This is a genomic window from Chryseobacterium sp. MMS23-Vi53 (genome assembly GCF_047651245.1).
Lineage (GTDB): Bacteria > Bacteroidota > Bacteroidia > Flavobacteriales > Weeksellaceae > Chryseobacterium.
This window is the reverse complement of sequence record NZ_CP180265.1, coordinates 638,621-664,374: the sequence shown is the minus strand read 5'-3', so window position 1 is coordinate 664,374 and position 25,754 is coordinate 638,621. Positions and strand designations below refer to the sequence as shown.

Sequence of the window (25,754 nt, the reverse complement as noted above, 5' to 3'; positions counted from 1 at the left end):
ATTTTCGCCAAATTCGTATTTTTGTATGTTTGCTGAAATTACGTATGTCACAAGAAATAAACCCAATCTATTCCGAAGATAATATCAGAACCCTCGATTGGCAGGAACACATCCGTTTGCGTCCCGGAATGTATATCGGGAAGCTGGGAGACGGTTCTTCTGCTGATGATGGTATTTATATTTTGCTAAAAGAAATTCTAGACAACTCAATCGACGAGTTTAGAATGAAAGCAGGCAAAAGAATTGAAATAAAAGTCGATGACGGTAAAGTTATGATCCGCGACTTTGGACGTGGAATCCCTCTTGGAAAAGTGGTTGATGCCGTTTCGAAAATGAATACCGGAGGGAAGTACGACAGCAAAGCCTTCAAAAAATCTGTAGGTTTGAATGGTGTCGGTACAAAGGCGGTAAATGCGCTTTCAGAGTACTTCCGAGTTCGCTCTTTCCGTGATGGAAAGATGAAAATGGCGGAATTTTCGAGAGGCTTAATTAAAGAAAATTTTGACGAAAAAGATACTTCAGACAGAAACGGTACAGAGATCTCTTTCGTTCCCGATGGTGAAATTTTTCTTCATTTTAAATTCAGAAAAGAGTATATCGAAAGAATGCTCCGCAATTATGCATACCTGAATCCAGGATTGAAAATTATCTTTAATGGTGAAACTTTCTATTCGGAAAATGGTCTTAAAGACTTGTTGGATGAAGAACTTGAAAATGAAACTTTATATCCTATCGTTCACCTGAAAGATAATGATATTGAAGTGGCAATTACACACACCGATAAATCTCAGACGGAAACATATTTTTCTTTTGTAAACGGACAAAATACAACGCAGGGAGGTACGCATTTGAATGCTTTCCGTGAAGCATATGTAAAGACAATTCGTGAATTTTTTAATAAAAACTTCGATGCGTCGGATGTTAGAAAATCTATTGTTGCAGCGGTTTCCATTAATGTAGAAGAGCCTGTTTTCGAATCTCAGACGAAGACAAAATTAGGTTCCAACGATATAGGACCCAACGGGCCAACGGTAAGAACATTTATCATTGATTTCTTAAAGAGCAAACTAGATAACTTCTTACACAAAAACCCTGAAATTGCAGAAGCGATTCAGAGAAAAATTTTAATTTCAGAAAGAGAAAGAAAAGAGCTTTCCGGAATCCAAAAATTGGCTAGAGAGAGAGCGAAAAAAGTTTCTCTTCACAATAAAAAACTTCGTGATTGCAGACAACATTACAACGATCAGAAAAACGAAAGAAAAGGAGAAACTCAAATCTTCATTACCGAGGGAGATTCTGCATCCGGATCGATCACAAAATCGAGAGATGTTGAAACGCAGGCTGTATTTTCTTTAAAAGGTAAGCCGTTGAATTGCTATGGCTTAACAAAGAAAGTTGTGTACGAAAATGAAGAATTTAACCTTCTTCAGGCAGCACTAAATATTGAGGAAAGTTTAGAAGATCTAAGGTACAATCAGGTTATTATCGCAACCGATGCCGATGTCGACGGAATGCACATTCGTCTGTTGATGATCACGTTCTTCTTGCAGTTTTTCCCTGATTTAATTAAGAATAATCACCTTTATATTCTTCAAACTCCATTATTTAGGGTAAGAAATAAAAAGGAAACAAGATATTGCTACTCAGAAGCTGAGAGAATCAAGGCTTTGAATGAGTTGGGAAAGAATCCGGAAATTACCCGATTCAAGGGATTGGGAGAGATTTCTCCGGATGAATTCAAGCATTTCATAGGTAAAGACATTCGTCTGGAACCGGTGGTAGTAGGTAAAGATCAGACAATCGACCAATTGCTGGAGTTTTATATGGGGAAAAATACTCCGGACAGGCAGACTTTCATTCTTGAAAATCTAGTGGTTGAAGATCCTGATATCGATAAAAAAGAAATATTGAGTGAAGTCATAGATGAAAATTAATTTTAAATTTTATTTTTAAAAAACACAAAACACTAAACACAACAAAAATGAGACTAAGTAACCGTAATAAAACCTCGGTTTACAGCTTCGTAAATACACTCTTAATCATGTTTTTGATAGGAGGAATCGGAGCTTATCTGTTGGAAGAATACAGATTTAATATTTTAGGAAGAGAAAGTTTACTATTGATCATTGTTCCAATCATATTGATAGTATTTTTTTATCTTAACGGAAGACAGATTTTTGAGTATGACAGCGACGGAGAGGCGCTTCATTTCAGAAATAGGAACATCATTCCTTTTTTGGATAAACCATTAAGTGATGAATTTCCCAAGTACAAACTGTTGAAATATGAAGTAATTGATATCTTTTTTATGAAAAGACTGTATATTACAATTTCAAGTAAAAACAGTGGTTCTACTATGTTGAAATACGAGATTTCATATCTCACAAGAAAAGAAATTAATGATTTAAAACTCTCCTTAGCTAAAGTAGTAAAGACTAATAACGAGAATAAGTATTAATTGTAAATGATGACAGAAGAATACTCGCATGAAGGTGAGAGCTTAAAAAAAGTATCGGGACTTTATAAAGACTGGTTTTTGGATTATGCTTCTTATGTAATTTTAGACAGGGCGATTCCGTCAGTTTTTGATGGTTTCAAGCCTGTTCAGCGAAGAATCATGCATTCCATGCGAGAGCTGGAAGACGGACGTTATAACAAAGTTGCCAATATTGTTGGAAACACCATGAAATATCACCCTCATGGTGATGCTTCTATTACGGATGCAATGGTGGGAATCGGGCAAAAAGAGCTCTTGATCGATACTCAGGGAAACTGGGGGAACATCTACACAGGGGATTCTGCGGCTGCGGCGAGATATATTGAAGCAAGATTAACACCCTTTGCTTTGGAAGTGGTTTTTAACCCGAAAACTACCGATTGGGCAAAATCTTATGACGGCAGAAACAACGAGCCGATCGACCTTCCCGTAAAATTTCCGTTGCTTTTGGCACAGGGTGTTGAAGGAATCGGGGTCGGACTTTCTACGAAGATTCTTCCGCACAATTTTAATGAATTAATTAATGCTTCTGTTGCTTATCTTAAAGGCAAAAAGTTTGAATTATTTCCAGATTTTCTTACAGCCGGATTTCTCGATGTCTCCGAATATAATGACGGTCACAGGGGTGGAAAAGTAAGAGCCAGAGCGAGAATCAATCAGGTAGATAAGCATACTTTGATGATTACCGAGCTGCCTTATTCTAAAACTACAAGTGATTTAATTGATTCGATCTTAAAGGCCAATGAAAAAGGTAAGATTAAAATCAAAAAAATTGAAGATAATACATCGGATAAGGTTGAAATTTTAATTCACCTTCCTAATGATGCTTCGCCGGATAAAACTATCGATGCATTGTACGCATTTACCGATTGTCAGGTTACAATTTCTCCGAATGCGTGTGTAATTGTTGGCGACAAACCAATGTTCCTGAACGTTTCTGAAATTCTAAGAAGAAACACAGATCATACCGTTTCTTTACTTAAAAAAGAACTGGAAATCGAGCTTCATGAATTGCAGGAAAGCTGGCATTTCTCTTCATTGGAAAGGATTTTTATTGAAAACAGAATTTATCACGAGATTGAAGAAGTAAAGACTTGGGAAGATGTTATAAAGACTATTGATGCAGGATTAAAACCTCACACCGGACATCTTTTGAGAGCAGTGACGGAAGAGGATATTTTAAAATTAACGGAAATCAGAATTAAGAGAATTTCGAGATTCGATTTAGATAAATTTAAAGAAAATATAGCCGCGCTTGAGGGAAAAATAGAGCAGGTAAAACATCATTTGGCAAATCTTATTCAGTATGCAATTGATTATTATTTAAATATTCAAAAGAAATACGGAAAAGATAGGCAAAGAAAAACTGAGCTTAGAATTTTTGATACCATTGATGCAACAAAAGTTGCGGTGGCAAATGAGAAATTCTACGCCAATTTCGAAGAAGGTTTCATCGGAACTTCCTTGAAAAAAGACCAATATCTGTTTGATTGTTCGGATATTGATGATATCATTACATTCAGAAAAGACGGAAGTATGAAAGTCGTAAAAGTGGAAGCCAAAACTTTCATCGGAAAAGATATTCTTCACGTTGCGATCTGGAAGAAAAATGATAAAAGAACCGTTTACAACATGATTTATCGTGAGGGAACAAACGGTCCTTATTATATGAAACGTTTTTCGGTGACAGGAGTTACGAGAAATACGGATTATCCTTTAGCTTCGGACAAAAAAGGCTCGGAAACGCTTTATTTCTCAGCAAATCCGAATGGTGAAGCGGAAACAGTAAGTGTTCTTTTAAAACCAAATCCGAGAATCAGAAAAAATAAAATGGATATTGATTTCTCCGAATTGGCGATTAAAGGTCGTGATTCTAAAGGAAATCTGGTTACAAAATATGCGGTGAAAAAAGTAGATCTGAAAGAAGAAGGTGTTTCTACTTTGGCGCCAAGAAGAATCTGGTTCGATGATACGGTGAGAAGATTGAATGCAGACGCAAGAGGAACATTATTGGGAAGTTTTAAAGGTGATGATAAGATTCTGACAATCAATACGAACGGTGAAGCGAAATTAGTTTCGTTTGATCTTGGAAATCGTTTTGATGATGAATATTTAGTCCTTGAAAAATGGAGACCGGAACAGCCTGTAACGTGCATTTATTTTGATGGCGAAAAAGATATCTACTTCATTAAGAGATTCTTATTCGAAAATAATACGAATGTACAGACCTTTATGCCATCGGAACATAGTAAATCTTTCATCGAAAATGTGATCGTTGCAAATGGTGCAACTGCAGAAATTATTTTCGCGAAAGATAAAGGTAAAGAGCGTGATCCTGAAACAATTGATATCGACGAATTTATTTCTGTAAAAGGCATAAAAGCAATTGGGAATCAATTCACTAAATTTAAGGTTAAAACAATAAATATTACAATTCCTGAACCTGAAGAAGAGGAACCAGAAGTCTATGAAGAACCGGAAAGAGTTGAAGGTGAGGAAGATGGAGGAACGATCGGTGATTTGTTTCAGGGTGATGAAAATTAAAACACAGAAAATTAGATAAAATTATGAGCCCAATTGTTTTAGTTATTATTGCAGTTACATGTATCGTTAGTTACATGGGACTGAATAATGTGGCAATGTTTGAAAAATACAAATTCAGTGTAAGTGCCATTAACAATAGGAAAGAATATTTCAGATTAATAACTTCGGCATTTCTTCATGCAGATTTTATGCATTTGTTTTTCAATATGCTTTCGTTGTATTTTTTTCAAGGCGTGGTAATGGTTTTCTTTGGAAATATAGGATTTTTAATTATTTATTTTGGATCCTTAATTCTTGGGAATTTGTTCAGTTTAATGATTTATAAAAATCAGCCTTGGTATTCTGCGATTGGAGCTTCAGGAGCCGTTTCAGGGATTATTTTTGCTTCAATAGCCATGGCTCCGAATGAGATAAGTGTAAACTTTTTACCAGGATGGATCTTCGGAACATTATATTTTGGATATTCAGTTTATATGATGCTGAATCCTAAACAGTGGGATAATTTAGGTCATTCTGCGCATTTGGGAGGTGCTTTTTTCGGATTGGTTTATTCAATCGTAATGCATCCTCAATTGGCATTGAGTAATCTTTATTACTTAGGTGTAATGTCGCTTCCTTTGATTTATTTAGGATATCAGATTTTTGTTAAAAAGAAGATTAGATAGAAAATATATTTAATTAAAAAATATAAACCAATGAATGATTATTCATTGGTTTTTTTATTTCAAGTTGTTTTGAACTTATTAAATTTATTTTACTCCAAAAACAAATCTGTCATTCTCAGACAAATCTTTTATCAACAGAGCTTCTGAGAAATCATTAATATATAATTCCAAAGTTTCCGGGCCTAATTTCTGATTAATTTCTAAAAATAATAATCCGTTTTCGTTCAAATATTTTTTAGAATCTTCGGCTATTTTTCTATAAAAAATCAAGGCATCGGGAGTGGGAGAGAAAAGTGCCATTGCTGGCTCAAATCCTTTTACAGAATGCTCAATTTCCTGTTCTTCATCAATTCCTATGTAAGGTGGATTTGAAATAATGATGTCAAAATTTTTCTTCAAATCAAAATTTAGATAATCTGCATGAATAAAATTAACTTCAAGTTGATGAAATTCTGCATTTTTTTTCGCTGTTTCCAATGCTTTTTCAGAAAAATCAATTGAAGTGATTTCTGCTTGTGGAAAATGTTTTTTTAAAACCAAAGGAATAATTCCGCTTCCCGTGCCGATATCGAGAATTTTTAATCGGTCGATTATCAAAGCTGAATTGTGAATTTTTTTTATGGCAAACTCAAGCAATTCCTCAGTTTCAGGACGTGGAATTAGTACATTTTTATTCACGAAAAAAGTCATTCCATAGAATTCTGTTTCACCTAGAATATGTTGATAGGGTTTGTTGGTTTTTAATTCAAAAATGATATTTAATAATTTTTTTTCATCTTCAATCAGCAGCTCCTGATCAGAAAATCTTCGTTGATGAAAAGAATCGAAACCGACAATTTTTTCAATGAAAATTGAACTTAGAAAACTACTTTCCGAATCTGTATACAACTCGGAAAGCTCTGTTTTAAGATATTTTTTAAACTCTGAAATAGTCATTATCTCGTAAAAACAAGTTTTGTATCGGTCGATTTTTCCTCATCTATTCTGTAACCTTCGTAGTTGAAAGCTTTTACATCATCTAAAGTCTGAGCATTGGTTTCTGCACAAAATCTTACCACCAAACCTCTTGCATGTTTTGTGTATACAACGATGGTTTTTAGTTTTCCTTCTTTTAATTCATAGAAATCAAAATCGATAATTTTATGGTTTAATTTCTTACGATCGACAGCTTTAAAATATTCATTGCTTCCCAAGTTTAAAAGAATTTCGTTCTTTTTCATTTCAGAATTAAGCTGTTCTGTGATTTTTTCTCTCCAGAATTCATACAGATTTTTGTATTCATCGAACTCGAAGGGTCTTCCCATTTCCAATCTATAAAGCATTACCTTATCGGAAGGTTTCAACAAGCCGTATAAACCGGAAAGTATCCTGTAATTTTTTTGTAGATAATCTACTGCGCTTTTATCTAAAGTTTTCGCATCTAAGCCTCTGTAAACTTCACCAGTAAAAGCAAACATTGCAGGAGCAGATTCTTTTGCTGTTGGCTTTGCTTTCCATTTTTGGTTTCTTTCCCAGTTTTCGTCTGCCAATTTTGGGGAGATTTCCATTAGCTCGGAAAGATATTTTGGAGATTTTTGTTTTAAATAAGAGTATATAAATTCCGCTTGTTCAATGAATTTTGGGGTAGTCGTTTTCAACAAATCTGTTGTATTTTCTACGTTCATTAATTTGGCTGGAGATGTTACTATTTTCATACTATTAAAATACAGATAAATGTTTGAGATCCATAAGATTCATCACCATTAATGATACAAAATCATATATAAAGTGACAAAGAATCAGGATCTTAATGTTTGAATAAATTTTATAAAAAACTGCAAAAACGACACCGATAAAGAAAGGTACGACAACCTGACCAATTGTTCCGTAAGTGCTGTGAAGAATCCCAAAAAGAATAGCGGAAATGATGATTCCAAAATATTGATTATTGTAAATTTTTTCAATTCTTGGCTGCATATAACCGCGCATAAGAAGCTCTTCGACAACACCCGCCGTTAAGCAGGTAAAGATAATTAATAAATAATTGTTTTTAAAAATGGAAGAAAGCTGAACAAGTTTCTCACTAAACTTCTCCTGAGTTAAAATTTTAATTAAAACATTTAAGAAAGCTCCACCAAACGAACAAATAAAGTAAAGCGCACTAATTGCTACAATATAAAATCCGAATGAATATTTTTTGTCTTTCCAAAGTAAAAGCGAATTTTTTTCAATAAAAAGACTGTAAAGAAATGTAATAATTAAAACAAACCAAAAAACAATTCTCGTATAAAAAAACTTTTCTGCAGTAATGTCCGTTATTCCCAAAATTGTATTAATTAAAGGAAAAATGTACATCATGACTATAGCCAATAATACAAAAGTAAGTAAAATTCCGAGAGAATATTTTCCGTTCAGACTCATAAAATCAACGTAAAAAATTAATGTTTAAAGATTTTCTGTTGATTTTTTAAATATCACCTTTTCCCTGTCTGATAACTTCCGGTTCGCCCGAAGTAAGGTCCACAATCGTAGAAGCCATATTGTCTCCGTAACCGGAATCGATAACGATGTCAACCAAATGATCATATTTTTCTGCAATCAATTCAGGATCAGTGGAGTATTCTAGAACTTCATCATCATCTTTAATAGAAGTTGAAGCAATCGGATGCCCCAATTTTTCAACAATTAATTGTGGAATCGAATGGTCTGGAACACGAATACCAATTGTTTTGTGACCTTTATATGCTAAAGGAAGACTTTTATTGGCATCAAGAATAAATGTAAAAGGTCCCGGAAGATGGCTTTTCAAAAACCTGAAAGTCGATGTATCGATAGGTCTTGTGAAATCGGAAAGATGGCTTAAATCATTACAAATAATGGAAAATTGAGCCTTCTCCAATTTAATTTTTTTGATCTGAGCCAGTTTTTCCATGGCTTTTATGTCAAAAATATTACAGCCTAATGCATAGACAGTATCGGAAGGATAAATAATTAATCCTCCATTATTTAAAGTTTTAATGACCTCATTGATAAGGTTTTCCTGTGGATTATCTGGATATATTTTCAATATTTTTGCCATAGCTCAAAGATACGAATATTAAAATAGTTTTCATAAAAGTCCTTTATTTAAAAGAAAAATTAGGAGTTTTAAAAAATATTCGTATATTTGCAATCCAATATCGCGGGATGGAGCAGTAGGTAGCTCGTCGGGCTCATAACCCGAAGGTCATCGGTTCGAGTCCGGTTCCCGCTACTAAGTAAGTGTTTTCGGTAAACACTCTAAAAATACACCGCGGGATGGAGCAGTAGGTAGCTCGTCGGGCTCATAACCCGAAGGTCATCGGTTCGAGTCCGGTTCCCGCTACTAAGCAAGTGTTTTCGGTAAACACTCTAAAAATACACCGCGGGATGGAGCAGTAGGTAGCTCGTCGGGCTCATAACCCGAAGGTCATCGGTTCGAGTCCGGTTCCCGCTACTAAGCAAGCGTTTTCGGTAAACGCTCTAAAAATATACCGCGGGATGGAGCAGTAGGTAGCTCGTCGGGCTCATAACCCGAAGGTCATCGGTTCGAGTCCGGTTCCCGCTACTAAACCAAGAGTATTACAATTTTTGTGATACTCTTTTTTATTTCTCTTTGTAGTGATTTAATTTAATGGCTTAATTTATGTACATATTTCGATACACCATTAAATCAAAATATCATGTACAAAAAAATTCTCGCAGGTCTGGGAGGAGCAATTGCCCTCAATCTGCTGCACGAAACAATCAGGAAAAACTTTGATAATGTTCCTCAAATTAATAAAGTGGGAGAAGAGGCTTTAAATAAAGCTTTGGATAAAGTCGATATGAAAATTACAGACAAAGATCAGCTGTACGCTGCGACATTGGCCGGAGATGTGATAGGAAACGGAATGTATTATGCAACTACCGCAACAACAGGTTTTAATATGATTTCAGGGATCATGATGGGGTTAGGTGCTGTCGCGCTTCCTAAGAAAATGGGACTCAATGATGATCCCGTTGCGGAAACAACTGAGAAAAAAGTGATGACCGTTGCTTATTATCTTTTTGGAGCTATCGTTACAAAGCTCATTTATGATAAAATAAAATAGAAGTTCATCTTTAAAATATTTGCCACAACTAATTGTTTGTGGCAATTTTTTTATATTTTTTTCAATGCTGAAGCTTTATGAACGGCAGATTTTCCTGTCTTTTCACTCATTACTTCATATTGCGGATTTTCTTCTGAGGCTCGACGTTGTCTGCTCATGAAAATGAAATCTTTTGTATGAATTTTAGTAATGATCCCGTGAGTTTCTCCGTTGCTGAATCTCCACTTTACCATATCTCCTTTTTTTAATGTGCTCATTTTGTTTGATTTAATGAATGTTAATCATTTATTATGCCATAAAATTTTAAATTTATATTCAATAAAAAAGAGAACCAAAATTTGATTCTCTTTGTATTAAATTCATTCTAAATTCGAAAGATATTATCCGAACATTCCCACTTTGTAATCACCGGGAACTTGTTGGAAAGCGATGTTGAACCTGTTCCACATATTGATTGCATTCACGACCAAAGTAAGATCAATGATTTCTTCTTCGGAAAACTGTGATTTTGCCTGTGCATAGACTTCATCTGAAACGTGAAGGTTATTTACGGCCTCAGCATATTCCAAAGCTGCTCTTTCTCTTTCTGTGTAATAAGGAGTTTCTCTCCACGCGCTCAATCCGTAAAGACGTTGCTCGGTTTCGCCCATTGCACGAAGCTCTTTGGAATGCATATCCAGACAATAGGCGCATTTATTGATCTGTGAAATTCTGAAATCTACCAGTTCCATCAGTTGTTTGTCGATCGACGAATTTTTTAAATACTGAGTAATTCCAAATAATGGTGTGATTGCTTTTTTTCCTTTTTCGAATAAATTGATTCTTGGTTCCATAAGATTTTAAAATTTGTTGTTTATATCTTAATGACAATCGAATTTTTGTTTTTGGACAAACATTGTTTTTTTTAAACACAAAAAGTGAGAAAAGATTTTAAAACCTATTAATAAGCTTAAAAAAAGAATACATAAGCTTTAAAAATCTTTGATTCTTACTTTTTGAAATTCTTTAAGTAATTAAGTTTTAATCAACTATAAATCTTTTGCATCTTTGTGGTTAAAATTTAAACAAAATAAAAATCCCGCTTATAAAAAGCAGGATTTAAGGTATCATTTAATTAAAAAAAATAATTATTGTTGCGCAGCTAAATCGTTGTAAGGTGCCAGTTTATAATCATCAGCCATGGTCTGAGTTACAAATTCTGTTCTCTGAGCCCCTTTCATTCTTCCTGCAGCATCAAGAGCGTTGAAGTATGATTCGCTCAATTTTGTTCCGATTTCAGCAGGTTTAAAATCAAATTTAGTATCACCTTCTACACCAAGATATCCGTTCTTTCTTGTAAGGTTTGTGATATAATTGTTGTAATTGATCATCGTACCAACAAACATTTTGTTGTGATATTCCATACACTTCTTCGCTTTCTTTGAAGAGTTGTTTAGGATACAATTGTTCATATTTCCTCTGTAAAGTTTCCACTCCAGATCTATTTTTCCGTATTCTTTTCCGATAGCCGTTTTACCGTTTGCAAAGATATTCGGATCGTTTTCTTTATCGCTGATTTCCTTTAAATGTTTGATAGCTAAAGGAATTGTATTTTCGATTTTAGTTTTAGCTTCTCTTACTGCACTGAAATCCGCAGCCGGAGAACCTTTCTTTTGAGCGGTAGTAATGTTAAAAACAAGTAGTAATAGTACAATCAGTAAATTATATCTTTTCATGCGAAATTTTTAAAGCACTAAAATAAATATAATTTCTCGTTTTAAACAAATAGATTTTAATTTTATTTAATAAATTTTAACAATTCTTTAATATTAATTGTTCATTGTTGCCAAAATGATGGTTTTCGTACTTTTATGAGAGGCATTTTCGTAGGTGAATTGCTATTTATTTTTCAAATACAATCACCTGATCGGTACTTCCCATTATGACTTTTTGAGTAAGATTGATAAACAAGCCATGTCCTACAACTCCTTCAATTTCATTTAAAGCAATTGATAATTCTGAAGGATTTGTGATAAAACCAAAATCTGCATCTATAATATAATTTCCTTGATCCGTTAAAAATGTTTGATTATTAATATGACGAATTTCTCCTTTGCCTTGTAATTCTTTAATTTTAGAATGAACATATGTTGAAGCAAAAGGAACGACCTCAATCGGAAGTTTGAATTTGCCTAATTTTTCAACCAGTTTAGACGAATCTGCAATAATAATTTCTTGAATTGTCATGGATGCAACAATTTTTTCCCGAAGTAAAGCTCCGCCGCCACCTTTTATTAAGGTTAAATCTTTTGTAAACTCATCTGCACCATCAATTGTAATATCAATTTTATCGACTGTATTGATGTCAATCAATGGAATTCCCAAAGAAATTGCAAGTTCCTGAGTTTTAATTGATGTCGGAACAGCTTTAATTTTAAGCCCGTTTTTTACAAGTTCTGCAATTTCTTTAATAACATAATATATAGTTGAACCCGTTCCTAAGCCGATAATTGTATTATCTTTTAAATATTTTACAGCTTCTTTTGCAGCAAGTTCTTTTTCTTTTTCTAAATCTTTTTTCATTGCGATGATGATAACAATGTTTTGCTGTTTCAATTTAAGAATTTCAGAAAGAATAATACTTTTTTCAACAGATTAAATAGTGAATAATTCTGAGAGTTAAAAATTTAACAAATTTTAATAAAATTTATATAATTGATTTTCAGTTGATTATACTTATTTGGTTTTTATCACTAAAAAAATAGTTGTTTGAATCAGTTTTATTTCTACATTTGTATAACTAATTTCTTAGTGATATAGAATTCCGTGAAAATTTTATATCATAATTAATGATTAAATGAAAGGGATATGAAAATTCAGACTTTAACAAAAGCAGAAGAGCAAGTGATGCAATATTTATGGAAACTGGAAAAAGGATTTTTGAAAGATGTCCTGGATCTTTTCCCTGAACCAAAGCCTCACACCAATACCGTTTCTACTATTTTGAAAGTGTTGAAAGACAAAGAATTCGTAGACTATAATGTATACGGAAGACAACATGAGTATTTTCCAATGGTTTCTCAGGAGCAATATTCCGGAAAAACAATGAAAAGTCTTGTGAAAAATTATTTTAAAGGTTCTTACAAAAGTGCCGTTTCTTTCCTTGTAGAAAAGAATGAGATGACTGTGGAAGATCTTGAAATGCTATTAGACGAACTCAAAAATAAATAACCATGGAAACTGTACTTCTATACTTAGGAAAAGTTATTTTATGTTCAGGTGTAACGTTTTTGTATTATCAGTTGTCTTTAAAGGACAAGACGTTTCATCACTACAACAGATTTTATCTTTTGTCTGCGATGCTCATATCGTTGTTGCTTCCTTTAATAAAGGTTGAAGACTTTACCATTGAAGTAAGCAATGATATATATAAGTTAATAGATACGGTACAGAATTTTAACTCAACTAAAAATTTAAACAATGACCACATTTATCTTAGAATTATTTTTTCAGCTTTGGGATTGGTTTCTTTCTATTTTTTAGGAAGGTTTATCTACGGAATTTTTAGAATCCAACAGCTTAAAAATCAATTTCAAAAGGAGAGTTTTGATGGAATTAATTTCTATCATACCAACCTGACCGAGGCACCGTTTTCATACTTTAGAAATCTTTTCTGGAAGAATTCTATCTTGCTGAATTCCGAAGTAGGAGAGCAAATTTTAAAGCACGAAATGGTACATATTGAGCAGAAACACTCATTCGATAAGATATTTATTGAGATCAGCACGTCTGTGTTCTGGTTCAATCCATTCTTTCATATCATTAAAAAAGAAATCAGTTTAATTCACGAATATCTGGCTGATAAAAAAGCCGTAAAACAATCGGACACAAAAGCATTTGCGCAGATGCTTTTAGCAAGCCACTTTTCCGGAAACCAGTTGCCTGCGACCAGTCCGTTCTTAAGTTCAAATCTAAAAAAACGACTAAAAATGTTACAAAAACCTCAAACCAAATTCGGGTATGCGCGTAGAATTTTTGCATTGCCGGTAGTGTTTTCAGTTGCATTTGCCTATTTGGTAAATGCTAAGAATCAAGAAATTAAAGCAACAAATATAGAAATTGAGAAAGCGGTTTCTCAAATTAAAAAAGACGATAAAATCTCAATTAAAAAAGATACAATTACTCCAAATTCTAAAAATGATGTTGTTGTAGCTCCGAAAGTGTACATTAGAACCAATGATGACAAGAAAATTTCGGATTTAAGCAAAAAAATTGGTGAGAAAAGTAAAAATTTAAAAGGTTTAGAACCTGACAGTAAAGAATTTCAAAAAAATATAGAAGAAATTAATGCTCTTTCTGACGACATTAATAAAATTGTAAATTCACCAGACTTTCAAAAAAATATCGGTGATTTTAAAATAATTGCTAATAAAAACAGATCATTAGATTGGGAAACTACTGTTAGTGATGTAAAAATTGCTGATCTTGGAGATATGCATTTTGATTTTGACTTTCCAGATGCACCACCACCTCCGCCGAATGCACCAAACGCTCCAAAAGTAAAAATCTACACTTTCAAAGACATGAAAGATATGAAATGGACTCCGGAAGCTAATATGGCTTTCAAATCTGCAGAGAGAGCAAAAGAATCTGCTTCTACAGCCAGAAGAAGAGCAAAATTGGAGAAGGAGAGAGCAAGACTTGACGAAAAAAGAGCAAAGCTTGAGGGCGAAAGGGCAAAGCTTGAAGCAGAAAGAAGAGTTTTAGACGGAAATAAGCGAGTATATGTTTATGCCAACACTTTTAAAACATTCCCTGATGAAAAAACTTTCAGAATAAATGCGGACAATATTACTTTGAAAAGAAATGGACAGTCTTTGATTGCTTCAGGGATTAAAAATATAAACGGAGATGGGGATATAAAAATTTACATCGACGGAAAAGAGTCTACCAATGCAGAAATGCAGGCTCTGGATCCTAAAAATATATCGAGAATGGACGTTAATAAAAGAAATGTCGACGGGGGAAAAACAACCGGAGAAATCAGAATTGAAACGAAGAAGAAATAATAAAGTTCCAATCGGCTCTGTTGATACTTAATTTAAAAAATATTGACAGAGCTTTTTTATTGATATTATTTTAAAGAGTTAAAATATTTTATTAAAACATAAAGTTGAAAAAATATGGAGACGTTATTTTCATATTTAATTAAAATTGTTATCTGTACAGCGGTTTTATTGGGATATTATTATCTGTTTTTAAAGGATAAAACATTCCATCATTACAACAGGTTTTATTTGTTGTCTGCCTTGCCGCTTTCTTTACTGATTCCTTTGATAAAAGTTGAAAATTTTACCATTGAAGTCAGCAGAAACATATATTTTTTTATCGAAAGAATGCAAACCTTTAGTTTCTATAAAAATGCTGATAACCATGAAAATATTTATTTAAGCATTGTATTTTTAGCTTTGGGATTCATTTCGCTTTTCTTTCTATTAAAATTTTTATTAGGGATTTTTAAAATTGAAAAATTAAAAAAGCAGTTTCAGAAAGAACAAATCCAAAATATTAATTTTTACAGGACAGATCTCACAAACGCACCATTTTCTTATTTTAAAAATCTTTTCTGGAAAAATTCAATTGAATTGAATTCAGAAGTAGGAAGGCAGATTTTAAAACACGAAATGGTTCATATTGAACAAAAACATACGGTGGACAAGATGATTGTCGAAATTATCGCATCTAGCTTTTGGTTCAATCCTTTCTATCACATTATTAAAAAAGAACTGAGTTTGATTCATGAATATCTGGCGGATAACAAATCTGTACAGCAATCGGATACTAAAATGTTTGCACAAATGCTTTTAACAAGCCATTTTTCAGGTAATGAGCTGCCTGCAACGAACCCGTTTCTGAGTTCAAATTTAAAAAAACGATTAACTATGCTACAAAAACCTAAAACGAAATTTGGATATACCCGAAGAATTTTCGCGCTGCCGCTTGTTTGCACTATGATATTTGCATATATGGTAAATGCGAAAAATAAGGAAATTAGAGAAATCAATATCAAAATAGACCAGGCTGTTTCTCAAATGAAAAAGGATACGATCACCCCTCAGAAAAATCAAGATAAAGGTGAGATTAAAACAACAAAAAACCGTCTGGCTACAGAAAAGTCAGAAAATGAATATGCTCGGTTTTACAGGGATACAGAAAAAAGAAGATTGGAATTGATAAAGCAAAACGAAAAATCTAAACAGGAATTAATAAAGACTATAGAATCCCACAGAGAAGAGCTGGCTTTTGACGAAAAATTTCCTAAAAATAGAGATTACGATAAAAAACCTCTGACTGAAGAGGAAAAAAATGAGCTTAAGGAAGATGCAGAACAAATCGAAAAATTAAGCAAAGCTAGAGTGACACAGGTAAATTCTAATTCAGGTTATGGATTTTTTAAATTTGATAAAACAACAACAAAAGTTTTTGATATCAACGGAAATGAAATTAAAAATGATGCTAAATCTCCGGTCGGAAATCCAAATATGATGACGATCTTCATTGATGGAGCAGAACTTTTTGTCAACGGAAATAAAGTTTCCAAAGATGAATTTTTACAGTATCAGGCCAATTTCAAAGGCGCATCGGATGCTCCTGCCAATATTAAACTTTTTAAAATAGAAAGGGTAGGAGATCTTAAGAGGTCTTATGCCAAAAGAATGGAAATTATTACGAATTAAAAAAAACAAATTATGAAGAAAATTTTAGCTTTAGGTTTAATCGTCTTGGGACTGATTGCTCATGCGCAGGTCAACAGATTTTACTACGATTACAAATACATTTCAGACTCAACCAATAAAGCAGATGTGAAAAGTGATATGATGCTTTTAGACATTGATAAAAATGGTTCGAAATATTACAGCCGCGAGAAATTTGTATCAGATTCTACAATGAAGGCGGATATTACGAAGCAGATGAAAGGCGGATTCGGCGGAAGTATCAATATTAAAAGGAATATGAAGCCGGGAATGATTTATACAAGTGTTACAAAGACTTATCCGGATTATAAAGTTTCGCTTTCGGAAAAAATAGGTCAAACCAATTATAAAATTGAAGAAGATCAAAAGCCGGAATGGAAAATTCTTCCAGATAAGCAAAAAATTGGAGATTACAATGCTCAAAAGGCAACGACAACTTTCGGTGGAAGAGAGTGGATTGCATGGTTTAGTACAGATATTCCTTTTCAGGATGGACCTTACAAATTCTATGGTTTACCAGGTTTAATCGTGAAACTGGAAGATAAAACAGGTTCTCACATCATGACTTTAGTCGGTAACAAAAAAACAGAAGCAAGTACAGATGAAGAGCTTAAATTGCAGGGCGTGATGACTTTTGGGATAAATGATAAAGATATCGAAGTCAGCAAAAAGCAGTTCAGAAAAGCATGGAAAGATTATCAGGCAGATCCTACTAAAGATATGAAGCAGAGAATGAGTACTCTTCCTGCAGGTGCAGTTGTAAAAATGAAAAATGCAGACGGAAAGGATATCGATATGAATGAAATGTACAGAAACATGGAAAAAAGTGCGAAACTGGAAATTCAAAAAAATAATAACAGAATAGAACCTGAATTATTTAAATAAAAAAATAAAGCAAACCGTAACTTTTTAATTTTAAGCAGGGTGGATTTTTAAAATTCATCCTGCTTTCTTTTTATTATCTTTAAATTTTAAACATTAAATCTCAATTATGACAGAAAAGGAAAAATGCGCAAAAGGACTTTTGTATAATGCCAATTATGATCAGGAATTGATAAGTGAAAGAATTGCCGTAAAGGATCTTTGTCAGGAATATAATCAGCTTAAAAATTCGGATGCTGAAGGTCGGATTCAATTAATTAAAAAGATTTTAGGAAAAACCAAAGAAAATATATGTATTGAACCCAATTTCTGGTGCGATTACGGCTATAATATCGAAGTTGGAGAGAATTTTTACGCCAATCATAATCTTGTGATCTTAGACTGTGCTCAGGTTATTTTTGGGGATAATGTTTTCATAGGTCCGAACTGTAGTTTTTATACGGCGAATCACCCTCTTGACGTAAAACGCAGAAATGAAGGTTTAGAATCTGCACATCGCATTAAGATCGGAAGCAATGTTTGGCTGGGTGGAAATGTCGTGGTTTTGCCTGGAGTTTCCATCGGTGATAATGCTGTAATTGGAGCGGGAAGCGTTGTTACTAAAAATATTCCTGATAATGTTGTGGCAGTCGGGAATCCTTGTAAGGTTGTGAAAAATATTGATAATTAAATTGATTTTGAGATTATAATTTAAAACATAAACATTATCAAAATCAGCGAGAGATTATAAAAATATACAAATAAAAAAGTTCGGCGCGGAAACGAAGTTTCCGCGCCGAACTGTATCTAAAATATCATCTGATTAAGACAATTTCTGAGAGTCTGCAACAAATTGTGCCAAACCACTATCCGTAAGAGGATGCTTCAACAAGCTCAAGATCGGAGGAAGTGGTGAAGTAATAACATCTGCACCAATCTTCGCACAGTCGATAATGTGCATTGAGTGACGGATAGAAGCTGCTAAAATTTCAGTTTCATACATGTAGTTATCAAAAATCAATCTGATTTCCTGAATTAAATTTAGTCCGTCAGTTGAAATATCATCAAGTCTTCCTAAGAAAGGAGAAACGTAAGTTGCACCAGCTTTTGCAGCCAAAAGTGCCTGTCCCGGAGAGAAAATTAAAGTGCAGTTTGTTCTGATTCCTTTGTCAGAAAAATATTTTAAAGCTTTCACACCATCCTTAATCATTGGGATTTTTACCACAATATTCGGGTGGATTGCTGCCAATTCTTCTCCTTCTTTAATCATTTCGTCATACGTAGTAGAAAGAACTTCCGCAGAAATATCTCCGTCTACAATTTCGCAAATTGCTTTGTAGTGATTCTTGATCGCCTCAGCTCCCTGAATTCCTTCCTTCGCCATCAAAGATGGGTTTGTCGTTACTCCATCAAGGATTCCAAGATCTTTCGCTTCTTTTATTTGCTCTAAATTAGCAGTGTCAATAAAAAATTTCATTTGTTTTCTGATTTATTACACAAATATAATCATTCCATTTCGAGTAGGGAATTTAATTTTGTATGGAATTAATTAAAAGAATAAGTATTAAATTAGCCTATAGCATATTGCTTAAAGCCAAATCATGAAAAACCAATTCACAACAAAACTCGAAATTATCGGCATCAATCCTTTTGTTTTTCTTCCAGAGGAAATTTTAAATGAAATTTTCGAAAAATCAGGAAAAAATAAAAGCCCGATTCCTGTAAAAGGAATGGTAAACAATAAAGAGTTTAAACAAAATCTAATGAAATATTTAGGAGAATGGCGCTTGTATATTAATTTAACAATGCTAAAAGACTCTCCCAAAAGAATTGGTGAAATGATAGAAGTTTCAGTTGAATTTGATGATTCAGACCGAACGATTTCCATTCATCCAAACTTAGAAAAAGCAATCAACGAAAATTCTGTTGCTTTACAAAACTTTGAAAATTTGATTCCATCAAGAAGATTAGAACTGGTTCGCTACATCAATAATTTGAAAACCGAAGCCAGCATCCAAAGAAATATTGAGAAAATAATCAAACATTTAACAGGCGAAACCGATTTCTTTGGGAAGAAAATTAATTAAAAATTTACGAATTCAAACAACTTCAAGATTTTGAAAACCTTGAAGGTTTAGTTTTTATAAAAAATAAGATCCAAAGAAAAATTCCTTGGATCTTATCTTCACTATGAATTTAAAGCTTGACTAAGTTTTACAGCATCCTGATTGGTTGGGTCATACTGTATCGACTTGGCAATATGTTCTTTAGCTTTTGCCGGATCTGATTTTTGTTCGGAGAAAGCAACATAAAAATAAGCATATGCTAGATTTTTCTTATTGGCTTCAACTTCTTCCGGTTTTACAGTTGCAATATACTTTTCGTAAGCAGTTTTTGCATTCGCATCATCCTTATTTGCTTGATAGGCATAGGCTTGGCTGTAATAAGATGGTGCCCAATCTGGCAATAAAGCTGATATTTTTTTCCATGTTTCAATAGCATTTGGCCAATCCGATCCTTCCTGATAAGCTCCCGCCAGTTTTGCTAAGGCTTCTGTATCTTTTGGATTTGTCTCAATTTGTTTTTTAAGTCCGTCAATCGTAGGGTTTGTTTGTGTTTGAGCTGTTGCTGTCGCATCTGTTTGAGTGGTTTGTGCATGCATAAAACTCGCTCCTCCTAAAAATATTAATCCTAAAAAAAGGTTTTTAATATCAATTTTAATCATTTTCATAATCTTATATTTTTCAAATTGTATAGTTTAAAATTCAATAATAATTCCATAAAAGTTTAAATTTTAGAACCATTAAGTTTTTTTAGAGAATATTAAGAAGATCAACTATTTTTTTATCTAAATTTTTGATTCGATCTGGTTTGAGTATCTTTGTATTTCAACAATTTTTAGTCAAAAACAATCGTATGAACATTATATTAGCTTCAACTTCCACACTTTTTGGGGGAGAATATCTGGAATATTTAAGAGAAGAACTAATTCAACTATATGCAGGAATTGATGAAATAATTTTTGTTCCATTTGCAAGACCAAGCGGAATTTCTCACGAAGATTACACCGCAAAAGCCCGTTCTTTTTTCGAAACCATTGAAATTAAAGTAAAAGGACTTCACGAATTTGAAAATAAAATTGAAGCCGTAAACAGCGCAAAAGGATTTTTTACAGGAGGTGGAAATACATTTTTATTGGTTAAAACTTTACATGAAGAGGGTTTAATGTCTATTTTAAAGAAAAATGTAGAAAGCGGAAAACCGTATCTTGGATGCAGTGCCGGAAGTAATATTGGAGGAGAAAATATGAAAACAACGAACGATATGCCGATCGTTTACCCTTCAAGTTTCGATTGTATGGGATTGGTACCGTTTAATTTAAATCCACATTATCTCGATCCAAATCCGAAATTGAAGCATAATGGAGAAACCAGAGAAACAAGAATCAAAGAATTTTTGACTCAAAATGATTTGAAAGTTGTCGGACTTCGCGAAGGAAACTGGATCAGAAGAATCGGAAATAAAATTACCGTTGAAGGGCAAGAGCTAACAAGAATTTTTGAAAAAGATAAAGAACCTTACGAGATCGAAGCGGGTTCTGAATTGTAAATTTTATTTTAATTATATTTGAATTAAAGTCCAAGCATCTCAATAAAATCATTCTGAAAATAAAGAAACAGATTTTTCGTTTCTCAGAATGACAATATGAGTGTAGAAAAACAAAAAACGCAATGAAAAACACATTTGCAGTTCTTACTTTAACAACGCAAATTATTTTTGCTCAAAATATATCTGAAAAACTGGATGCAGCTACGAAAGGTCTTATGAATTCTTCGGGAGCTATTTCTTCAAATTTATCGTTCTATGTTTCCGACGAAAACGGAAATTTTATTTATGAATATCAGGGAAATAAGGGGCTTTCTACGGCTTCTACTCAAAAGATATTTACGGCAGGTGCGGCTTTGGAGGTTTTAGGCAAAAATTATACATACACAACATCTTCAAGTTATTCAGGAAATATTTCTGAGGGAACTTTGAACGGAAATCTTTTCATCAGTTCAAATGGCGATCCAACGTTGGGAAGCTGGAGATATGATTCCTACAAACCTGAAAATTTTAAACAAAAATTAATTGAAAGCATAAAAAAATCCGGAATTAAAAAAATTTCAGGTGATTTGGTTGTTGATGATTCTTATTTCGATCACCAGACAATTCCCGGAGGTTGGCCTTGGAATGATTTAGGAAATTATTACGGAGCAGGAGTTTGGGGAGTCAATTGGCGTGAAAATCAGTTTGATATCAATATTAATGGAAGCGAATTTAAAAGTTTTTCTTATCCGTTGGAAGGCGTAAACTGGCTGAATGATTTAAAAGTTGGAGGAAACTCAGATCAAAGTTTGATTTTCACTGCACCACATTCAAATGTTGCCTTAATTAACGGGACTTTACCTTCAAAAACAGTTACGGTTTCAGGCTCTACACCCAATCCTCCATTGCAATTAGGAGTTGAAGTAAAACAATGGTTAAAAGACTCTGGAATTGATTTTTCAGGAAAAGTTGTGACCAATTCCCAGCTTGAAATCGAAGGGAAAAAAGCATTGGAAGTTCCGAAAAGTAATGTAATTTTTACGTATCAATCGCCGACTTTAGATAAAATTATTTATTGGTTTTTAAGAAAAAGTATCAATCTTTATGGTGAAACTTTAATTAAAACACTTGGAAAAGAGAAAAAAGGAAACCCAAGTTTTAAAAGTGGAGTGGCTTATTTAAAGGAATTTTGGAAATCAAAAGGAATAAATCCGAATATGATTAATTTTGCTGATGGAAGCGGACTTTCACCACAGAATTACGTTGCGGCAAAAGCTGAAGTTCAGGCTTTATTGTATGCTAAAAAACAACCGTGGTTTGAGTCTTATTACGATGGTTTTCCGACACAGGATAACGGTATGAAAATGAAAAGCGGAACGATGAGCGACACGAAATCTTTTGCAGGATATCACACTTCAAAAGATGGGAAAAAGTATGTTTTTTCAATTATCATCAACAATTACGAAGGAAGCGGAAGCGCAGAATTGCAGAAAATCCTGAACGTTTTAAAATAAATTACTTTGAGAAAATCCATTTTTGCAAGATTTAATAACTGGATTATTTTTACCTTAATGACGATTGTTGTTTTAACCATCGTTATTGCTTCCACTATGGTGATTAATTTCCTTCGTAGAGAGGAAGTGAAGAGGGTTGATATTTTGGTAAGTGCTTTGAAATTTCAACAGGAAATACAAACTCCAAGCCTTGAAATTCAGGGATTGCTTCTTCAAATTTATAGTTCTAATACAACAATTCCGGTGATTATTCTAGATAAAGATGATCAAATTATCGAGCACAAAAATATTCCTCAAGATATTGAAAATAATCCAGAAAAAATAAAAGCTTTAGCTCAAAAAATGGCAAAAAGCTATTCTCCAATTGAGATTGAAATCGTAAAAGGAAACAAGCAAATTGTTTACTATGATAACTCTGAAATGTTGAATAATTTACGGTATTCACCCTATATTTTAGGACTTTTTATTCTTTCTTATTTTGGCTTTTCATTTTGGTTTTTCAGAACAATTAAAAAAACTGATGAAGGGTATCTTTGGGCTGGTTTGGCGAAAGAAACTGCACATCAAATTGGAACTCCGCTTTCCTCAATGATCGGCTGGATGGAAATTATGAAGCTAGATACTCCCGATTCTGAAGGTGTTCACGAAATTGAAAAAGACATTGAAAGACTGCGAACCATTTCTGAAAGATTTTCAAAAATAGGTTCTATTCCCGAGTTGAATGATACAGACTTTGAAGCCACGATTCAGGAGAATTATGATTATTTAAAGACAAGGATTTCGCGAAAAATAAATTTTGGATTACACCTTCCGAATTATAATATTTCAGTTCCACACAACAAAATTCTGATGAGCTGGGTGATCGAAAATTTGGTTAAGAACGCTGTGGATGCTATGAAAGGAGAAGGTTCGATTGCTATGTCTGTCTTTGAAAGAAATAAAAATATCGTGGTAGAAGTTCAGGATACCGGAAGCGGAATGACAAAACAGCAAGCGAGAAATGCTTTTAAACCGGGATATTCAACAAAGAAAAGAGGTTGGGGATTGGGATTATCTTTGGCAAAAAGGGTAGTTCAGGAATATCACAATGGGGATATCAAAATTGCACAAACAGAGGTAGGAAAAGGGACGACTTTTAGAATTACAATTAAAAAAACTTAAAATTTCCGACATTAATTAACCCATGTAGTTTGTCATTCCGTAGAAATCTAGGCATATTTTGTAAAGGTTTAATTTAAAAAAGCAGCTTGAATTCCTACGGAATGACAAACCAGATGGTAGATACTGAATAATTTAATCCATATTTATTGAGATTGCTTCGTTACTACGTTCCTCGCAATGACGAAAAAAGCGGAGAAAAATTCCCCGCTCAATTATTAATTTTTCATTAAAAACTACTTTTTTCCTGTCAACCACTGATCCTGTAATTTTTGTTCTGCCGGAGTCGGATTTGCCTTAAACTGAAGAGATTCTACACTCATTTTATCCAAAATAGCTTTTCCTTTAAGATCTATTTTATCGGTTTTGTCGCCATTCTTTCTTAGAACAGTTACAGTTACATTTTGACCTTCCTTAACAGTTTTAGCATAATTTACAAACTCCTGAATATTTTGAATATTCAGCGTTTTCCCATCTAAAGCCACAATTTTATCAGTAATTTTAAACCCGATGCTCTTTGAGAATGGTGATAAAGCGGAATTTTCATCAAAAACAAATGCATTGTCTTTTTGGTCATAACCCGTCTGTTGCGGGTCTTTAATAAACCAGAAAATCGGAGGTGTTTCCTGTTTTTTAGTTTCTACACCTACCATGTTCAGGTATTGTGCATAAGGCGTTGGCTGATCTCCTGCAATATATTTGTTATAGAAATCTTTTACCTGAGGGTATCCTGTAACGGTCACCAATTCGTCGATCAGTTTGTCATCTTTAAATGGTTTGTTTTCACCGAATCTTTGAGACAGTTTTCTGATCATATCGCGGTAACCCATTTCACCGTTCGACAGTTTTCTCAGTTCAATATCAAGACACATTGCCAGAAGCGCTCCTTTTTCATAAACGTTTCTGTACTGATCTTTATATTCATCCTTAAGAACATTTTTACTCATTACCGTGAACGGCATTGTATCGTTATAATTCTTGGAATTGGTGATTTTTTCTGTAATTCTCTGCAGGAATTCATCCTTCGTAATCAATCCTTCCTGGATCTGGAATAAATTGGCAAAGTATTCAGTTCCACCTTCATACATCCAAAGATGCTGAGACATTTTCGGGTCTGCATAATCGAAATAATGAATCTCCTCAGAATGTGTTTTCAAAGGATTCACCGTGTGGAAAAATTCGTGCGAAACAACATCTGTAATTGTCTTGTCGATGGCGTCTTTCGGCATCATTTCAGGCAAAACAACACTTGTCGATTCGTGGTGTTCCAAAGCTCCGAAACCTTTAATTTGCGGTCCGTCTCCCCCGGAAAGATACAACATGATCGCATATTTTTTATTGGTATTCATGTCACCCAAAAATTTCTTTTGAGCCCCCACCATTTTTTCTAAGTTTTCTTTAAAATCTGCAGCTTTATACTTTCCTGTCGGAGAATAAACTCCCAAAACCAAATCCATTCCTCCTGCGTTGAATGTGATGTAATCCGGTTTTGTGTACATCAGGGGCGAATCGGTTACTTTAGCATAATTGGCCAGTGTAAAAGTATCTGTCGATTCAGATTTATCTTGGTCAACCAAAGCTGTCGTTCCGTAGAAATCTGTAGGTTTTTGGATGACAAGCTGATACGGAACATCCTGCATATTGTCGATATATCCTATGAATCCATGAGTATTGATTAAATAAATTTTTCCCGCTTCAATATCTGTTCCTGAAGGCGAAAACACAGCTTTATGTTTAGAATCATCCAGTTCGTCATCAAAACTGTCATTCACGAGGTATGTAATTTTGCTTAAATTCTGAGCGTTTTTTAACGAATAGGTATTGTCATTTACTTTCGTAAAAGCGATTTCTTTTCCTTTATTATCTAAAAACTTGATGCCTTCTACAAATCTTCCGTAGTCGTCTACAGAATACGTTCCGGGAACAGTTTTTGGAAAATGAAATTTCACGTCGCCGGATTTCATTTTTGGGAATTCCATCGTTACAGCCACTTTGTCATCTTTTACATTCACAAGATCGATGGTGGTTTTGATGGATTGAGCATTAACTAAAAAGGCAGTTAAGACTCCTAAACTTAGTGCTATTTTTTTCATTGAGTTCAA

At 33.6% G+C, this 25,754-nt stretch carries 25 protein-coding genes and 4 tRNA genes; 18 read left to right on the top strand and 11 right to left on the bottom strand.

The genetic code is table 11. The features are described 5' to 3' along the window. Positions 1 to 44 precede the first annotated feature (44 nt). Genes ACKX2A_RS03125 through ACKX2A_RS03110 form a run of 4 tightly spaced genes read left to right on the top strand, consistent with a single transcriptional unit; the run spans position 45 to position 5,706 of the window. Entirely contained in the window at positions 45 to 1,934 is a 1,890-nt protein-coding gene (locus ACKX2A_RS03125) for a DNA topoisomerase IV subunit B (protein WP_415327576.1), read from the top strand. A 47-nt stretch (positions 1,935 to 1,981) separates the two neighbouring features. Continuing rightward, a complete protein-coding gene (locus tag ACKX2A_RS03120) occupies positions 1,982 to 2,458 on the top strand; it encodes a hypothetical protein (protein ID WP_415327575.1) in 477 nt (158 codons plus the stop codon). A 6-nt stretch (positions 2,459 to 2,464) separates the two neighbouring features. Further along, positions 2,465 to 5,041 (top strand): DNA gyrase/topoisomerase IV subunit A, encoded by a 2,577-nt coding sequence (locus ACKX2A_RS03115; protein WP_415327574.1) that lies wholly within the window; start codon positions 2,465 to 2,467, stop codon positions 5,039 to 5,041. Between the two features lie 23 nt (positions 5,042 to 5,064). Further along, positions 5,065 to 5,706, top strand: coding sequence for a rhomboid family intramembrane serine protease (locus ACKX2A_RS03110; RefSeq protein WP_415327573.1), 642 nt, complete (start codon positions 5,065 to 5,067; stop codon positions 5,704 to 5,706). Positions 5,707 to 5,790: 84 nt separating this feature from the next. Here ACKX2A_RS03110 and prmC read toward each other — a convergent pair whose 3' ends face one another. Genes prmC through ACKX2A_RS03090 form a run of 4 tightly spaced genes read right to left on the bottom strand, consistent with a single transcriptional unit; the run spans position 5,791 to position 8,764 of the window. Then, positions 5,791 to 6,642 (bottom strand): peptide chain release factor N(5)-glutamine methyltransferase, encoded by an 852-nt coding sequence (prmC, locus tag ACKX2A_RS03105; RefSeq protein WP_415327572.1) that lies wholly within the window; start codon positions 6,640 to 6,642, stop codon positions 5,791 to 5,793. Beyond that, entirely contained in the window at positions 6,642 to 7,400 is a 759-nt protein-coding gene (yaaA, locus tag ACKX2A_RS03100; RefSeq protein WP_415327571.1) for a peroxide stress protein YaaA, read from the bottom strand. The genes prmC and yaaA overlap by 1 nt, the downstream gene beginning before the upstream one ends. A 4-nt stretch (positions 7,401 to 7,404) precedes the next feature. Next, entirely contained in the window at positions 7,405 to 8,106 is a 702-nt protein-coding gene (locus tag ACKX2A_RS03095) for a lysostaphin resistance A-like protein (protein ID WP_415327570.1), read from the bottom strand. Between the two features lie 46 nt (positions 8,107 to 8,152). Beyond that, a complete protein-coding gene (locus tag ACKX2A_RS03090; RefSeq protein ID WP_415327569.1) occupies positions 8,153 to 8,764 on the bottom strand; it encodes an L-threonylcarbamoyladenylate synthase in 612 nt (203 codons plus the stop codon). Positions 8,765 to 8,865: 101 nt separating this feature from the next. Between ACKX2A_RS03090 and ACKX2A_RS03085 the strand changes: the two genes are divergently transcribed. The 5 genes from ACKX2A_RS03085 to ACKX2A_RS03065 all read left to right on the top strand — a co-directional run bounded on the left by ACKX2A_RS03085 (position 8,866) and on the right by ACKX2A_RS03065 (position 9,797). Beyond that, a tRNA-Met gene (locus tag ACKX2A_RS03085) sits at positions 8,866 to 8,938 on the top strand. A 38-nt stretch (positions 8,939 to 8,976) separates the two neighbouring features. Next, positions 8,977 to 9,049 (top strand) — tRNA-Met (locus ACKX2A_RS03080). A 38-nt stretch (positions 9,050 to 9,087) separates the two neighbouring features. Beyond that, positions 9,088 to 9,160: transfer RNA gene (locus ACKX2A_RS03075), tRNA-Met, on the top strand. Between the two features lie 38 nt (positions 9,161 to 9,198). Further along, positions 9,199 to 9,271, top strand: a tRNA-Met gene (locus ACKX2A_RS03070). 115 nt (positions 9,272 to 9,386) lie between these two features. Next, positions 9,387 to 9,797 (top strand): hypothetical protein, encoded by a 411-nt coding sequence (locus ACKX2A_RS03065; protein ID WP_415327568.1) that lies wholly within the window; start codon positions 9,387 to 9,389, stop codon positions 9,795 to 9,797. 50 nt (positions 9,798 to 9,847) lie between these two features. Here ACKX2A_RS03065 and ACKX2A_RS03060 read toward each other — a convergent pair whose 3' ends face one another. The 4 genes from ACKX2A_RS03060 to rpiA form a co-directional block, all read right to left on the bottom strand. Next, positions 9,848 to 10,054, bottom strand: a complete 207-nt coding sequence (locus ACKX2A_RS03060) for a DUF2945 domain-containing protein (protein WP_415327567.1) — start codon at positions 10,052 to 10,054, stop codon at positions 9,848 to 9,850. A 123-nt stretch (positions 10,055 to 10,177) separates the two neighbouring features. Beyond that, the gene (locus ACKX2A_RS03055; RefSeq protein ID WP_415327566.1) at positions 10,178 to 10,630 is read right to left on the bottom strand and encodes a carboxymuconolactone decarboxylase family protein; all 453 of its coding nucleotides are present in this window, start codon (positions 10,628 to 10,630) and stop codon (positions 10,178 to 10,180) included. A 294-nt stretch (positions 10,631 to 10,924) separates the two neighbouring features. After that, positions 10,925 to 11,512 (bottom strand): hypothetical protein, encoded by a 588-nt coding sequence (locus ACKX2A_RS03050; protein ID WP_415327565.1) that lies wholly within the window; start codon positions 11,510 to 11,512, stop codon positions 10,925 to 10,927. A 166-nt stretch (positions 11,513 to 11,678) separates the two neighbouring features. Further along, complete coding sequence (rpiA, locus tag ACKX2A_RS03045) at positions 11,679 to 12,392, bottom strand: ribose-5-phosphate isomerase RpiA (protein ID WP_415327564.1); 714 nt, start codon at positions 12,390 to 12,392, stop codon at positions 11,679 to 11,681. Positions 12,393 to 12,644: 252 nt separating this feature from the next. On the opposite strand from rpiA, the gene ACKX2A_RS03040 reads away from it, so the two are divergent. The 5 genes from ACKX2A_RS03040 to ACKX2A_RS03020 all read left to right on the top strand — a co-directional run bounded on the left by ACKX2A_RS03040 (position 12,645) and on the right by ACKX2A_RS03020 (position 18,083). Further along, positions 12,645 to 13,007 (top strand): BlaI/MecI/CopY family transcriptional regulator, encoded by a 363-nt coding sequence (locus tag ACKX2A_RS03040; protein ID WP_415327563.1) that lies wholly within the window; start codon positions 12,645 to 12,647, stop codon positions 13,005 to 13,007. Positions 13,008 to 13,009: 2 nt separating this feature from the next. Then, entirely contained in the window at positions 13,010 to 14,845 is a 1,836-nt protein-coding gene (locus ACKX2A_RS03035; protein ID WP_415327562.1) for a M56 family metallopeptidase, read from the top strand. Between the two features lie 114 nt (positions 14,846 to 14,959). Further along, complete coding sequence (locus tag ACKX2A_RS03030) at positions 14,960 to 16,513, top strand: M56 family metallopeptidase (RefSeq protein ID WP_415327561.1); 1,554 nt, start codon at positions 14,960 to 14,962, stop codon at positions 16,511 to 16,513. 12 nt (positions 16,514 to 16,525) lie between these two features. Then, positions 16,526 to 17,416 carry a GLPGLI family protein gene (locus tag ACKX2A_RS03025; protein WP_415327560.1) on the top strand — a complete coding sequence of 297 codons (891 nt, stop codon included), beginning with the start codon at positions 16,526 to 16,528 and terminating at the stop codon, positions 17,414 to 17,416. A 106-nt stretch (positions 17,417 to 17,522) separates the two neighbouring features. After that, on the top strand, positions 17,523 to 18,083 hold the full coding sequence (locus ACKX2A_RS03020; RefSeq protein WP_415327559.1) for a sugar O-acetyltransferase: 561 nt from the start codon (positions 17,523 to 17,525) through the stop codon (positions 18,081 to 18,083). Between the two features lie 132 nt (positions 18,084 to 18,215). On the opposite strand, the gene fsa is transcribed toward ACKX2A_RS03020, so the two are convergent. Continuing rightward, positions 18,216 to 18,869, bottom strand: coding sequence for a fructose-6-phosphate aldolase (gene fsa / locus ACKX2A_RS03015; RefSeq protein WP_415327558.1), 654 nt, complete (start codon positions 18,867 to 18,869; stop codon positions 18,216 to 18,218). A 124-nt stretch (positions 18,870 to 18,993) separates the two neighbouring features. Here fsa and ACKX2A_RS03010 point away from each other — a divergent pair, with 124 nt between their 5' ends. Continuing rightward, positions 18,994 to 19,479, top strand: a complete 486-nt coding sequence (locus ACKX2A_RS03010) for a YdeI/OmpD-associated family protein (RefSeq protein WP_415327557.1) — start codon at positions 18,994 to 18,996, stop codon at positions 19,477 to 19,479. Between the two features lie 101 nt (positions 19,480 to 19,580). Here ACKX2A_RS03010 and ACKX2A_RS03005 read toward each other — a convergent pair whose 3' ends face one another. After that, complete coding sequence (locus tag ACKX2A_RS03005) at positions 19,581 to 20,123, bottom strand: tetratricopeptide repeat protein (RefSeq protein WP_415327556.1); 543 nt, start codon at positions 20,121 to 20,123, stop codon at positions 19,581 to 19,583. A 185-nt stretch (positions 20,124 to 20,308) separates the two neighbouring features. Here ACKX2A_RS03005 and pepE point away from each other — a divergent pair, with 185 nt between their 5' ends. The 3 genes from pepE (at position 20,309) to ACKX2A_RS02990 (ending at position 23,655) form a co-directional block, all read left to right on the top strand. Continuing rightward, positions 20,309 to 21,001, top strand: coding sequence for a dipeptidase PepE (gene pepE / locus ACKX2A_RS03000; RefSeq protein WP_415327555.1), 693 nt, complete (start codon positions 20,309 to 20,311; stop codon positions 20,999 to 21,001). 122 nt (positions 21,002 to 21,123) lie between these two features. Then, the gene (gene dacB, locus ACKX2A_RS02995) at positions 21,124 to 22,494 is read left to right on the top strand and encodes a D-alanyl-D-alanine carboxypeptidase/D-alanyl-D-alanine-endopeptidase (protein WP_415327554.1); all 1,371 of its coding nucleotides are present in this window, start codon (positions 21,124 to 21,126) and stop codon (positions 22,492 to 22,494) included. A 6-nt stretch (positions 22,495 to 22,500) separates the two neighbouring features. Beyond that, entirely contained in the window at positions 22,501 to 23,655 is a 1,155-nt protein-coding gene (locus ACKX2A_RS02990) for an ATP-binding protein (RefSeq protein WP_415327553.1), read from the top strand. A gap of 233 nt (positions 23,656 to 23,888) precedes the next feature. Here the strand turns inward: ACKX2A_RS02990 and ACKX2A_RS02985 are convergent, their stop codons facing one another. Next, positions 23,889 to 25,745 carry a peptidase M61 gene (locus ACKX2A_RS02985; RefSeq protein ID WP_415327552.1) on the bottom strand — a complete coding sequence of 619 codons (1,857 nt, stop codon included), beginning with the start codon at positions 25,743 to 25,745 and terminating at the stop codon, positions 23,889 to 23,891. Between the last annotated feature and the right edge of the window lie 9 nt (positions 25,746 to 25,754).